At 56.9% G+C, this 13,439-nt stretch carries 16 protein-coding genes; all 16 read right to left on the bottom strand.

Annotated features, from left to right (window positions below; translation table 11 throughout):
- Positions 1-40: 40 nt before the first annotated feature.
- A complete protein-coding gene (iolB, locus tag D1012_RS00205) occupies positions 41-847 on the bottom strand; it encodes a 5-deoxy-glucuronate isomerase (protein WP_118149343.1) in 807 nt (268 codons plus the stop codon).
- Between the two features lie 21 nt (positions 848-868).
- Complete coding sequence (gene iolE, locus D1012_RS00200; RefSeq protein WP_118149342.1) at positions 869-1,777, bottom strand: myo-inosose-2 dehydratase; 909 nt, start codon at positions 1,775-1,777, stop codon at positions 869-871.
- A 207-nt stretch (positions 1,778-1,984) separates the two neighbouring features.
- Positions 1,985-2,443, bottom strand: a complete 459-nt coding sequence (locus tag D1012_RS00195; RefSeq protein ID WP_118149341.1) for a hypothetical protein — start codon at positions 2,441-2,443, stop codon at positions 1,985-1,987.
- Positions 2,440-3,615 (bottom strand): hypothetical protein, encoded by a 1,176-nt coding sequence (locus D1012_RS22300; RefSeq protein ID WP_158569129.1) that lies wholly within the window; start codon positions 3,613-3,615, stop codon positions 2,440-2,442. Before D1012_RS22300 ends, D1012_RS00195 begins: the two co-directional genes overlap by 4 nt.
- 73 nt (positions 3,616-3,688) lie before the next feature.
- Positions 3,689-3,886 carry a hypothetical protein gene (locus D1012_RS22295; RefSeq protein WP_147335597.1) on the bottom strand — a complete coding sequence of 66 codons (198 nt, stop codon included), beginning with the start codon at positions 3,884-3,886 and terminating at the stop codon, positions 3,689-3,691.
- Positions 3,887-4,124: 238 nt separating this feature from the next.
- Positions 4,125-5,561: a glycosyltransferase gene (locus D1012_RS22765; protein ID WP_199489417.1), complete on the bottom strand. Its 1,437-nt coding sequence runs from the start codon at positions 5,559-5,561 to the stop codon at positions 4,125-4,127.
- Between the two features lie 449 nt (positions 5,562-6,010).
- Complete coding sequence (locus D1012_RS00180; RefSeq protein ID WP_118149339.1) at positions 6,011-6,748, bottom strand: 3-deoxy-manno-octulosonate cytidylyltransferase; 738 nt, start codon at positions 6,746-6,748, stop codon at positions 6,011-6,013.
- A gap of 3 nt (positions 6,749-6,751) precedes the next feature.
- A complete protein-coding gene (locus D1012_RS00175; RefSeq protein WP_118149338.1) occupies positions 6,752-8,380 on the bottom strand; it encodes an aldolase catalytic domain-containing protein in 1,629 nt (542 codons plus the stop codon).
- Positions 8,381-8,804: 424 nt separating this feature from the next.
- Positions 8,805-9,218 (bottom strand): 50S ribosomal protein L16, encoded by a 414-nt coding sequence (rplP, locus tag D1012_RS00170; RefSeq protein WP_100195933.1) that lies wholly within the window; start codon positions 9,216-9,218, stop codon positions 8,805-8,807.
- Between the two features lie 14 nt (positions 9,219-9,232).
- Positions 9,233-9,949 (bottom strand): 30S ribosomal protein S3, encoded by a 717-nt coding sequence (rpsC, locus tag D1012_RS00165; protein WP_118149337.1) that lies wholly within the window; start codon positions 9,947-9,949, stop codon positions 9,233-9,235.
- Entirely contained in the window at positions 9,949-10,329 is a 381-nt protein-coding gene (rplV, locus tag D1012_RS00160) for a 50S ribosomal protein L22 (RefSeq protein ID WP_103334346.1), read from the bottom strand. Before rplV ends, rpsC begins: the two co-directional genes overlap by 1 nt.
- A 3-nt stretch (positions 10,330-10,332) precedes the next feature.
- Entirely contained in the window at positions 10,333-10,611 is a 279-nt protein-coding gene (gene rpsS, locus D1012_RS00155; RefSeq protein ID WP_103334345.1) for a 30S ribosomal protein S19, read from the bottom strand.
- Between the two features lie 3 nt (positions 10,612-10,614).
- A complete protein-coding gene (gene rplB, locus D1012_RS00150) occupies positions 10,615-11,454 on the bottom strand; it encodes a 50S ribosomal protein L2 (protein WP_100195929.1) in 840 nt (279 codons plus the stop codon).
- Positions 11,455-11,647: 193 nt separating this feature from the next.
- Positions 11,648-11,944, bottom strand: a complete 297-nt coding sequence (locus tag D1012_RS00145; protein WP_103334344.1) for a 50S ribosomal protein L23 — start codon at positions 11,942-11,944, stop codon at positions 11,648-11,650.
- Positions 11,941-12,561, bottom strand: a complete 621-nt coding sequence (gene rplD / locus D1012_RS00140) for a 50S ribosomal protein L4 (protein WP_118149336.1) — start codon at positions 12,559-12,561, stop codon at positions 11,941-11,943. The genes D1012_RS00145 and rplD overlap by 4 nt, the downstream gene beginning before the upstream one ends.
- Entirely contained in the window at positions 12,558-13,439 is an 882-nt protein-coding gene (rplC, locus tag D1012_RS00135) for a 50S ribosomal protein L3 (protein WP_118149335.1), read from the bottom strand. Before rplC ends, rplD begins: the two co-directional genes overlap by 4 nt.

Raw genomic sequence — 13,439 nt, 5'->3', positions numbered from 1 at the left:
CAGAAAAGACACTATGGCAGGCCGCTGATGTGGCGGGCCTTCAGGCATCACGCGCAATGATCGCCTCGACCTCGGGCGCAGGAACAAAACGCCAGTTGCGCCGGGGGCCGGCCATAACGTTAAGATAATACAGCTCGAATCCATAGGGCGCGCCGCAGGGGTGATGGCCCCGCGGCACCAGCACCACATCATGATCGCGTATCGCCATCACTTCATCCAGACTGCCATCATCGGTATAGACCCGCTGCACGGCCCAGCCGTCGGCGGGATTCAAGCGATGGTAATAGGTTTCCTCCAGATAGGTGATGCGGGGGAAATCGTCTTCGTCATGGCGATGGCTGGGAAAGGAAGACCAGTGCCCCGGAGGAGTAAACACTTCGGTCACCAACAGGCTGTCGCAATAATCCTCGGCCTCCATCGCGATATTGTTGATGTGGCGGGTGTTGGTGCCTTTGCCGCGTGGGGTCAGCGAGATGCCCTCCGGCCCGATCCGCCGCGCAGAATGGCCACCGCGGCCCGGCGCGGAACAGACGGCGATCGTGCAGTCGGTCACCGCCTCGGCCGCCCAGCCCTGACCGTTCGGAATATAGAGACAATGCGGCGGTGTTTTCTCGAACACATCCATCCGCTCCCCCAGCACACCCCAATCTTGCCCTGCGCCGGTAAAAGCAGCCTTGCCCTCGACCATGACCAGAATTACCTCGCGGTCGCCGGTGGCCTCTGCGATCTGCTCACCCGGCCGGAGACGATGCAGCGCAAAACCGACATAGCGCCACCCCGCATCGCCGGGCGTGATCCGGTGAGTTTCACCATGGGTGCCAAAGGATCTGCGCAGAAGGGATGGCATCGGATGTCCTTTCGTCTTTGGTCAGGCAGTGGCGGAACGGTCCAGCCCAGCCTCGCGCGCGGCGGCTTTCAAGGCGTGCAATCCCATGGACTGATATTTCAACGGGTTGCGCAGGACCGGATCCTGTTCAGCCTCGATTACCAGCCATCCATCATACTCCGCACCGGCCAGCAGCCGCAACAACGGCACGAAATCAACCGCCCCTTCCGGGTCGCCCGGCACTGTAAACGCCCCGGCAAGGACACCCTGAATAAACGACAAGCCCTCACTGCGCACACGGTCACAGATATCACGGCGGATGTTCTTGGCGTGAAAATGCGCAACACGGCCCACATGCCGCGCCAGCACAGCCACAGGATCGCCGCCGCCAAAGGTGCAGTGGCCCGCATCAAACAACAGGTGCGTGGCGGGGCCAGTGGCGGCCATAAAGGCATCAATCTCTTCCGCTGTCTCAACCACGGTGCCCATATGGTGGTGGTAGGCCAACGTGATACCTTCCCCCGCCAGGTAGGCCGCAAAAGCCTCGATCTTTGCACCAAAGGCGGTCATCTCTGTGACCGTCAACCGGGCGCGGTCATTGACCGGCACGTTGCTGCCATGAACGGCGTTTGAGGTTTCGCAGACAATGCAGACCTTGCAATCATTCGCCTTGAGCTTCGCCAGATGCGGCTGCACTGCGGCAATCTCTGCCTCGACCGAGCGCACCAGCAGTTCGGTAGAATACCAGCCGGAAATAAAGCGCAGCCCGTATTCCGCCAGCAGCGCTTTCAAAGCCTGCGGATTTTCGGGCCAGCGATGGCCATTCTCGATACCATCAAAACCTATGATACGGCCCGCTTCTGTCAGGATCTGTTCGGTCGGGATATGGGCGCCAATCGTCTGATCGTCATCATTGGCCCAGGCAATCGGGTTGGTGCCGTAAAGGATCATGCTTTCCTCAGTTGATCAGGATCTGTAGCGCACACGCATCCGGGTTGCGTGCAGCGGCCGGTTTAAAGTTGCTGGCATCGCGTCTGGCAGACAGAACGCCACCCTGCCCCGCCATGACCTCGCCCGTGGCTTCATCAAGATCACAGTGACGCCGTCCCGGTCAAGTGCGGCCGCGTTTCTCCGCGCTTGACACATGGCTGCCCTGTCTCACGCGGACTGCGCAACCCTGACCTTTGCCCACTCCAATGTGCGGCTGAACAACTGAACGACCGCAGCATCTTCGCAAGCCGCCAAAACGGAGTCGAGCGCCTGCGACAGACCTCGATCGCCCTTCAGGTGTTGCAACGTAAGCTCCGGCTGGGTGGTGAGCATCGCAGCGCAGATGGACAAAAAGGAACGCTGCACAAACGGGTCCATCGGCTCCGGTCTGGCAATAATCACCTTCCAGGCATCAAGCGTATGAGCGGTCTCGACCGCCCTCTGCGGCAGGGACCCCTTCAGTTGGCGCTTCAGATCGGCAATTTCATCCTGCTGACGCTCAACTTCGGCTTGCAGGGTCTGGCAGTGCATGAGCCAGAGATCGGCCAGATAAGCCTTGGACTGGCTTTCGTCTAGGGGTGGAGATTGGGGCATCACATTCTCCGCAAGGCGCTGGTGGACACTCATGCTGTCATGACCTTTCGGCTGTTCAACAATCCGTCAAAAAATGTTCGATAGTTTTGCAGCGCATCTTCACCCAGAGCTGTAAAGTAGCGCCGCCACAAGTCCTTGTCCTGAGCCAGGGTCAGTTTTTGCTCAAGCTCATGCAACGTGCTGAACTGACTGTTATCTGGCAAAGGAATCGCGGGTATATCTGTTGCAAAGCGCATGACCCTGCACCCAAGCGCCAGCGCTTCATAAAGCAGTGACGACGTATGGCCAACAATCAACGCTGCATCTGTGAAATGCAGTTGCTCGGTCATTCCAGGATAGCGCTTCAGGATTTCAGCCTTGGGCAGTGATGGATGAAAGCGAACTTTGACTTCCATCCCCTTGAGCTGGGCATAAGCAAGCACAATTTCAATCATCTCGATATTCTGAGCCTGAAAAGGCTTTTGATCCAGAAACAACGACACATATGGTGCCGACGCCGCCGTGCCAGCGGGCGGCGAGGCATTAAAAATCAGAGGCTTACCACATTCAACGATCCGTGTTTCGGGATGGTACCGGCCAATCAGTTCTGAAGTCTCAGGCCCCCAGGACAAAAAGTACTCAGAAGGTTGATGCATGTAATTGATTTTGTTGACCGTATCATAGTCGCCATAATCCACATACAGACCATGCTGCAAAGTCACCGTGGGAACGCCCATCTGCCGGAAATGTAACGCAAGTAAATGCTCTGTGGGCTGCATATCCGCGTGAAAAATGACTGCTTGCGGCCGAACATCACCGAAGTGATCACGGATGAATGCATACATACAAGCCCGGATAAACAGGATTGTTCGTGTCAGCTGATCACTTTCGTCGATACGATCCCAAAGTGAATGATTTTTTATCATGAACCGGCTGGCAGCAGTATTTATTTTAGGTGGATTTAAGCGAATTTTGTAATTTTCAATCACCACTGGATTAGCTATGCCAGAGGCAAGAACAACAGCATGAAAGCTCTCTTGATAATCATCGCGTACCAGAGAGCGGAAAAACACCACATCTCCATCATGAACTTCTGCTAAACGGAAATCGCACTCAACAAAATCGCGATACCACACCCTTAGTCTTTTGCGCTTCTCAGACCTCGAAAGTCCATCAATGAAAAGCTTGTCAGCGTAATGAATCGAGCTGTAGGGTATTGCAGGCATTTCCCCGTCCATAAATCTAAAAAGTCGCCCCACCCTGAGCTGAAGCTATGAACAGGGAGGGGCGAAGCGTAATTTAAACCGGAGTGACCACACCCTTGCGCTCTAAAGCCCGACATGCGCGATAGACATTTCGGTTAAAATCGACCTTATCTGCCTCCCACGCATCACTTCGAGCTTCTGGGGTTGCCTCTGGATTGCGATCATTCCAACTCGCAAGCCAAAGCTGATACGCGAGAGCCCGAACAAATTCGCTTCCCTTTTCGACGTTCATAGTCTCTTCCTTTCGATTGAAGTCCACACTTAACCTTAGCAATTATCGAGTTTACCACATTCACCAAAGCTGCACAATCACACTGCCTCAATGGCACGGGTAAAAGTAAAAAAAAATAAATGAACAAACCAACCTTCACACTCACCACAATCATTTAAACACTAGGCTCTTAAATCTACACACCCTAGAGAGAGAAATCTACTACACCGCAACATTTTAGAGATTTGGCCGACCACCATCAGATTTCTTTACCGCCCGAATTCACATAAGGCTCGACAAGCTTCGGGAAATTATCTAAAAACCCCTGCATATAAACACTTTTAGACATGTCCTTGTCTCCAAAATTATCAAACTGAATTTTCAATACCTCAAGGTACGGACGCAAACCAGATTCTGATTTCCCCCCTGCAGCATAATCGCAAACTACGCAGTCTATTGACCTGAAGGTGGCACCAGAAACATAGAGCTCTACAACCTGATTATAATCACCTGCATACTTATAGGTAGTGTTGAAAGGAAATTTTCGCAGTATCTCCGTCCGGTAAAATGCCGCCTGATGACAATACGGCATGCGACGGGTGACATAATCTATAGAATGCGCCTCTTGCAAACGCTTTCGCCCCTTTGTCACATAATTCCGGTGACCATATATAACGGCAGTCAATCCGTCTAGATGGGCACAAATATCAGACAATGTCCCTGAGCTCGCAAATGTATCATCAGAGTTCATAAATATACTGTACTGACCACGCGCGACCGCAATACCCTTATTCATAGCATCGTAAATACCCGCATCCGGTTCAGAAATCAATATATCGATCATGCTTCGATATTTTCCAATTACATCTTGCGTTTTAGAACCAGACGCCCCATCCACAACTATAAACTCATAATTCTTATATACCTGCGAGGCCACGCTCGCCATTGTCTTTTCCAACCCGTTTGGATCATTATACACTACGGTAATAATGCTCACCTTGGGACGTTTTTCGCTGACCTGATCAACCTTGCCCAGCTGAACTGCTGGCGTTATGAGCGCGTTTAGGGACTCGATCGCAGCCAAGCCGTTGCTCCTTACGTATTCCGGCCATGTTCTAACCTCACTCCATCCAAACACAAACACGAAATCCAGCCCCGCGGCATGGGCAGCGCGATGATCGTAAGTGCTGTCGCCCAGAAACAACGCAGGTCCGGTGATATTGCCGGATGTCAGTTCCCGTGACAGGATCTGATCCTTATTGTCCGGACTGCCGAAAATTCCGCCGTCGAACAGGTCGGCCAGACCGCGTGCGGCAAAGACATCGCGCAGCTCGGCCTGATCGCCCCCCGACACGATCAACCAGCGCGCCGCTTGGGTGCGCGCTCGCAGGGCTGCAAGACCGGGAGCAACGGCACAGCGGGCCAGACCGTCGCGCACAGCTTCGGCATAGCGCGCCAGCAAAGTCTCCAGATCGGGGCCGGGCAGTCCCGCCGGAACGATTTCAGACAGGAAATGAGCGAATTTCTGATAGCGCGAAATGCCGCCATTGGCCACATGCCAGGAAACCAGTGCATTGGCCGCCGCATCGCCATACGGAAGGGCTGCAGTCCGGAATGCCTCTGATTTGATCCGGTTTGAGTCCAGAATGACCCCGTCGCAATCAAAAATCAGGGTCTGGTAGTGACTGATATCCAAGGCCAGAAACCTTTCGTATGCGCTTCAAAGAATGCAGCCCTTTTACCAAAGCACTGCGTTCACGTAAAAATATACACTGCATTCATCTGACATGCCTGCGCGCCCCTTGATCTGCCCGTCCCGTACATGCATTCAGGTCGGGCCTGAGACGCAAGCAATGCAAGGTCAAAGCCAGAAGACGCCCATTCTGGGGCCGATGTGGCGTTTGATAGCGTCTTCGGGGCGTGATGGCCAGTATGATCATGCCTTTTGTGTAGCAAACGTGGATTGCAATCGGCTCGATTGACCAAAAATCAGGCACATTGCGCTGGAGTCCTGCTGCACCAGAAATCTGATCAGCATGGCACCTCATTGCGCCTCTTGGTCTGCTTCTGCGAAATCTCCCGATAAACAAACTGTGCCATCCATCGTGAAAGATTCCGCTGCAACCCCGTCCCGCTCACGGACCGTTATTTCGCCCCGGCAATCACCATCGCTTCGCGCACCCGACCCAGATCTTCCAGCGTGTCAACGGCGATTGACGCACCGGAAAGTTCGATCATCTGAACCGTCCAACCCATTTCCAGAAACCGAAGAATCTCGATGTCTTCGGCGTTCTCATGCGCCGCCTTTGCACCCCGCGCGGCAAAAGCCGCAAGGGCATTGCGTGGGAACCCGTAGACGCAGATCTGTTTGCGGGAAAAGACAAAAGTGTCAGATTTCGTCCCGGGAATGGGGGCACGGCTCATATACATCAGCTGGCCATCCTCGCGCAGAACCACCTTGGGGATCGTCCGGGACCGGAATTCACTTTCCTCGGTGATCGGGGCCCAGCCGTTGATGATCTGATCAGGCCGGGCGCAGCTCAGGTCGATAACGGCTTTGATGCTCTGTGCCGGCATCATCGGTTCGTCCCCCTGCAGGTTGATGTACACATCCCTGACCACCGTATTGGCGAACTCGGCAACGCGGTCCGTGCCTGTCAGGCAATCGGGTGAGGTCATGACTGCCTGCGCCCCGTATTTTGCGCAGACCTCCATGATCTCTTCGCTGTCGGTCGCGACATAAACATGCTCCGCAGGCGCGGCTTCGACACCGCGTTCCCAGGTGTGGATCACCATGGGCTTGCCCGCGATATCCATAAGGGGCTTTTGTGCCAGCCGGGTTGAGCCCAGACGTGCCGGAATAACCACTGCATAATCAGTCATGATTCACTCGGAGTAGAGAGGGGTATGGGCAAGCGTGTAATGAGTCGCGGTGACAGAGCTCACCGGCAGCGAGCTCTGACTTTTGAGCGATGCGATCAAGGCATTCGTCTTGCGATAGCTCTCGGACATGCCATTGTAACCGTCAAACCCGGCCAGAAGCAGTTCAGAGGCGCCCGCCGCTTCGGCCAGGGCCCAGGCATAGGCCAGCGCCTCCGGGGCCGGGATGGTGCAACCTTTGGGGCGCGCTGAAAACGCTGCATCCGCCTGCACACAGACACCATAATCGGTGACCGCTGATCGGCCCTGCATCTTCGAGTCCAGACTGTCAGGCAGCATTCCAAGCGTCGAATACAATGGCAGGGCGTTCCACGACTTGTCACCAATCAGCGCCATCATGCGGGCGGGGTGAATGCAGACCACTCCGTCAAAACTGGCCGGATCATGGTCTTCCAGATGGTTGACCGCCAGAACGAACGCATTTCGCTTGCGCGCCAAGGCCATTACAGCATTCCAGTGCCGCACAGCCTGCGGCCCGCCCGCCACGATCATGACTGACCGCCCCGACCAAAGCCCTTCGACCGAGTCGCGCCCTTCGGGGGCGTTCATCATCGCAGCCAAAGCACGATCAACATTCGCCGCGCTGTAAGAGGTGGGCGCCTCGCCCCCGCTCAACGCGGCGATCATCACCAGAATATCAACCGGCTCGTAGCGGTTAGAGGCAAGCATCTGCTGCACATAACTCGGGTGCAGCGAGCGCAGACCTGCTTCGTAGTAAAAGATGTTGGTGCCCCACCGGCACCGCTCTTTCAGCTTGGCCAGCCAGCCGGTTGCAGCGCGCTGAATATCCAGCAGGTTAAAGGACTTCAGACCCATCTGGGCCATTTCAACCGAAAGATATTCAGTCTGCGTATTGCCCGCCCCACGCCCCATCCCGGTGACCGTGGCATCAACCCATGTCGCCCCGGCGCGCAGTGCCGCCATCGAGTTCGCGACGCCAAGCCCGATGTTGTCGTGACCATGAAAGCCGATCGGCTTTGGCGATGACGCGCGGAACAGCGTCACGATGCGGGTCACATCGTCAACCTTGAGGTTGCCAAGGCTGTCAGCAAAATACAGCGCCTCAAACGGCACAAAGCGCGCCTCGACATCTTCGATCAGCGCGGTGATCTGGGCGTCGTCGGCCTGCGAAATCTGCATGACGTTCAGACCGACATCATAGCCAGCCGCCTTGAGCCAGGCCACCAGCTTGTCACAGGCAGGAATTTGCCCGATATGCGCCGCGATCCGCACCAGACCGACGCGGCTTTCTGCGGCGGGCACAAAGGCCGCCTCCATATCCTGCAACCAACGGTCAGACAGGTAGTCAGAGGCGTTGATCATCACGCCGTACTGAACCCCTTCAGGCAGTTCGAGCTGCTGCAGGACGTCTTCACGGGTATAGGCAAAGGGGCCCAGAAATTTGGATTTTGGCGTAAACCGAAAGCCGATTTCAATAATATCGACGCCGCCGCGCACCAGATTGTCGATGTAATCCTGTGCTTCCCGAAGCGAAAAATCCCAGTCGTTGTAGTAGCCACCATCGCGCAAGGTACAGTCGAGCAGTTTCGGGGCTGCGGAAGTGATATCGTGCATTCAGAATACCAATTCATTAGGGTAAAAGTGTGCGGCAAACGTAGCAGTATGTCATTGGAAGATAAATCTGAAAATAACGACCACCACGGCGTGCCCGCGGCCAGACCAGCGACACACTGCCTACCCGTGGAGACGCCGCGCAATCTCACAAGGTCTCGAAAAATCTGAAGCATCAGGCTTCTGTGCCAGGACGCTGCGGGTCAGTGACCGCGCATTTGGCAAACACTCAGCACAAAATGTCGCAACTCGATTCCGGCATTAGTGCGAGCGCGACTTGACTGTTGCGGTGAGGGGGTTTGTGACGACCCCGTTCCATCGCAAACCTACGATGAAGTCCGTCACCCTCCACCCCAAAAACAAAAAGGCCCCCGCCGTTTCCGGCAGGGGCCAACTTCGATGACGCGTGCTTACACACGCAACATTCTTACCAGTCTTCGCGGGCGACCACGCGGGTCAGGACCGGCAGCTTCATCGCACCAAGGCGCAGGGCCTCACGTGCGATCACTTCCGATACACCGTCGATCTCGAACATGATGCGGCCAGGTTTCACCTTGGCTGCCCAGTAATCGACCGAACCCTTACCTTTACCCATCCGCACTTCGGTCGGCTTCGACGACACCGGGACATCGGGGAAAATACGGATCCAGACACGACCCTGACGCTTCATGTGGCGGGTGATCGCGCGGCGGGCCGCTTCGATCTGACGTGCCGTCACACGCTCTGGTTCCGTGGCCTTCAGCGCAAAGGAGCCAAAGTTCAGCAGGAAGCCGCCCTTGGCTTCGCCGTGAATACGGCCCTTGTGCTGTTTGCGGAACTTAGTCCGTTTCGGTTGCAGCATCTTTCAATACTCCCTTACGCGCGTTCGCGGTCGCGACGAGGTTGACGCGGTGCCGCGCCTTCCTGTGCTTCTGCGTGACGGCGGTCATGCGCTTGCGGATCATGCTCAAGGATTTCGCCTTTGAAGATCCAGACCTTCACACCGATGATCCCGTAAGGGGTCGTTGCTTCGGACAGGGCATAGTCAATATCGGCGCGCAGCGTGTGCAACGGCACGCGGCCTTCACGATACCATTCGGTCCGTGCGATCTCGGCACCACCCAGACGGCCGGCGACGTTCACACGAATCCCCAGTGCTCCGATCCGCATGGCGTTCTGCACGCCGCGCTTCATGGCGCGACGGAAGGACACCCGGCGTTCCATTTGCTGAGCGATCGACTCGGCCACCAGCTGAGCGTCGAGTTCCGGTTTGCGGACTTCGACGATGTTCAGGTGCAGTTCCGACTTCGTGAACGCTGTCAGTTTCTTGCGCAGCGTTTCGATGTCGGCGCCTTTTTTGCCGATGATCACACCCGGGCGTGCCGCGTGAATCGTGACGCGGCACTTCTTGTGCGGACGCTCGATGATCACCTTGCTGATGCCGGCTTGCTTGGCTTCTTCGTGAATGAATTCACGCATCCGCAGATCTTCGAGCAGCAGGTTGCCGTAGTCTTTCGACTCGGCAAACCAGCGGCTGTCCCAGGTGCGGTTGACCTGGAGGCGCATCCCGATCGGGTTAACCTTCTGTCCCATTATGCCGACTCCCCGGACTGACGAACCTTGATGGTGATTTCAGAGAACGGCTTCATGATCTTGCCGAAACGGCCCCGTGCCCGCGGACGGCCACGCTTCATCACAAGGTTCTTGCCACACCAGGCTTCGGCAACGATCAGGCTGTCGACGTCCAGGCCATGGTTGTTTTCGGCGTTTGCAATCGCAGACTGCAGGCACTTCTTGACGTCAGCCGCGATGCGGCGCTTCGAGAAGGTCAGGTCGGCAAGCGCCTTTTCAACCTTTTTGCCACGGATCAGGCCGGCAACCAGGTTGAGCTTTTGCGGCGAGGTCCGCAGCATCCGGCTGATCGCCATCGCTTCGTTGTCCGCCACGCGGCGCGGATTCTTTTCCTTGCTCATGACTTACTTCCTCTTGGCTTTTTTATCGGCGGCGTGACCGTAATAGGTCCGCGTCGGCGAATATTCACCGAACTTCTGGCCGATCATTTCTTCGGTGATCGCCACCGGAATGTGCTTGTGGCCATTGTAGACGCCAAAAGTCAGACCGACAAACTGCGGCAGGATGGTGGAACGACGCGACCAGATCTTGATCACTTCGCTTTTGCCCGACTCGCGCGACTTTTCTGCCTTTTTCAGGACATAGCCATCGACGAACGGGCCTTTCCAAATGGAACGTGACATGGATTAGCGGCCCTTTTTCTTGGCGTGACGCGAGCGGAGGATGTACTTGTCCGTCTCTTTGTTCGACCGGGTGCGGTTGCCCTTGGTGCCCTTGCCCCACGGCGTAACCGGGTGACGACCACCAGAGGTCCGGCCTTCACCACCACCGTGCGGGTGGTCGATCGGGTTCATGGCAACACCGCGAACGGTCGGACGCACGCCCATGTGGCGCTTACGACCGGCTTTGCCGAGGTTCTGGTTCGAGTGGTCAGCGTTTGACACGGCACCGATGGTGGCCATGCATTCCTGACGCACCAGACGCAGTTCGCCCGACGACAGGCGGATCTGGGCATAGCCACCGTCACGACCGACGAACTGGGCATAGGTGCCAGCCGCACGTGCGATCTGACCACCCTTGCCGGGCTTCATCTCGACGTTGTGGACGATGGTACCGATCGGCATGCCCGAGAACGGCATGGCGTTGCCCGGCTTCACGTCGGTCTTTGCGCCTGCGATCACAGAATCGCCGACAGCCAGACGCTGCGGAGCAAGGATGTAGGAAAGTTCGCCGTCCGCGTATTTCACGAGGGCGATGAATGCGGTGCGGTTCGGATCGTATTCAATCCGCTCGACGACCGCTGCAATGTCGAATTTACGACGTTTGAAATCCACAATGCGGTACAGACGCTTTGCGCCGCCGCCCTTGTGCCACATCGTGATACGTCCGGTGTTGTTCCGTCCACCCGTCTTGGTCAAGCCTTCTACAAGGCCCTTGACCGGGCGTCCTTTCCACAGCTCCGAACGGTCGATCAGAACCAACCCGCGTTGGCCAGGCGTCGTCGGTTTGTACGACTTAAGTGCCATGCTTTCTGTCTTCCGTCAGCTAGAGGGTCTGTTGTTACAAACCCGAATTATAGGGCCCCGAAGGTCCCCGGTTTATAGGGCCCCGAAGGTCCCCGGTGGTATAATCTGTCTGTGAAACCTCACAAAGCAGACTGATTCTGCAAAAAATCCACGGCCCCGGAAATTCCGGGGCCGCGAGATTCGGCGCCTTCTATCAGAGGCCGGTCGAGACGTCGATAGTGTTACCCTCTTCGAGCGTAACATAGGCCTTTTTCTTGTCGGACCGCACGCCGGGACGACCTTTGAAACGCTTGGTCTTGCCCTTGGTGATGGTGGTGTTGACCGCCTTCACCTTGACGCCAAAGACAGCCTCAATGGCTTCTTTGATCATCGGCTTGGTTGCGTCCATATCAACCTGAAACACAACCGCGCCATGCTCCGAAGCCATGGTGGCTTTTTCGGTGATGATCGGCTTTTTGATCAGGTCGTAGTGCTGGGGTTTCGCGCTCATTTCAGACGAGCCTCCAATGCTTCGAGTCCTGCCTTGGTGATCACAAGCTGATCCCGCTTCAGGATGTCATAGACGTTGGCACCCATCGTCGGCAGCACGTCGATCCCTTCGATGTTGCGTGCAGCCAGAGCAAAGCCCTGATCCACAGCCACACCGTCGATGATCAACACGCGCTTCCAGCCGAGTTCCTTCGCCTGTTTCGCCAGGATCGCGGTCTTGGCTTCTGCCATGGTCAGCGTGTCCAGGATGATCAGCTCACCCGCTTTGGCCTTGGCCGACAGCGCGTGACGCAGACCCAGAGCACGGACCTTTTTCGGCAGGTCATGCGCGTGGCTGCGCGGGGTCGGGCCCTTGACGACACCACCCTTGCGGAAGATCGGCGCCTTGCGCGACCCGTGGCGTGCGCCACCGGTGCCTTTTTGGCGATAGATCTTTTTGGTCGAATAGGACACTTCGGCGCGGGTCAGCGTCGAGTGCGTGCCAGCCTGGGCCTTCGCCCGCTGCCAGCGCACCACGCGGTGCAGAATGTCTGCACGCGGGTCCAGACCGAACAGGTCGTCGTTCAGATCAACCGAACCGGCTTTGCCGCCGTCGAGTTTCAGAACATCAAGTTTCATGCTTCACCGCCTTCAGACTTGGTGGTGGCCTCGTCAGCGCCTTCAGCCGGCTCGCTGCCTGCGTTCAGTGCGTCTTCGGCTGCCTTGGCTTCCAGAGCTGCCTGTTCGGCGGCTTGTGCGGCCAGACGTGCTTCTTCAGCGGCTGCAGCTTCTGCGGCAGCAGCAGCTGCGGCGGCTTCAGCAGCAGCAGCAGCGGCCTTTGCAGCGGAACGCAGCGCGGCCGGGATGATCACAGTGTCCGGAACCGGCTTCTTCACCGCGTCCTTGACCGTAACCCAACCACCTTTCGATCCGGGGACAGCGCCTTTGACCATGATCAGACCACGGTCAGCATCGGTACGGATGACCTGCAGGTTCTGCGTGGTCACGCGCACGGCACCCAGATGGCCCGCCATTTTCTTGCCTTTGAACACCTTGCCGGGGTCCTGGCACTGGCCGGTCGACCCGTGCGACCGGTGCGACACCGACACACCGTGCGACGCCCGCAGACCGCCAAAGTTGTGCCGCTTCATCGCACCGGCAAAACCTTTACCGATCGAGGTGCCGGCGATGTCAACGAACTGACCGGGGAAGTAGTGGTCAGCGGTGATTTCTTCACCCACGTCGATCATGCAGTCATCCGTGACCCGGAACTCTGCCACTTTACGCTTCGGCTCGACCGAGGCTTTGGCAAAGTGGCCGCGCATCGCAGCCGAGGTCCGCTTGGCCTTGGCCGAACCGGCGCCGAGCTGAACAGCCGTATAGCCGTCCTTGTCAGCGGTCCGCTGGGCCACAACCTGCAGATTGTCCATATGCAGAACCGTGACCGGAACCTGCTTGCCATCTTCCAGGAACAACCGGGTCATGCCCAGTTTCTTCGCAATAATACCAGAGCGCAT

The organism is Pseudotabrizicola alkalilacus, from assembly GCF_003443995.1.
GTDB classification, from domain to species: domain Bacteria; phylum Pseudomonadota; class Alphaproteobacteria; order Rhodobacterales; family Rhodobacteraceae; genus Pseudotabrizicola; species Pseudotabrizicola alkalilacus.
The sequence above is the reverse complement of the archived record's forward strand: the minus strand, read 5'-3'. Positions and strand labels throughout refer to the sequence as shown.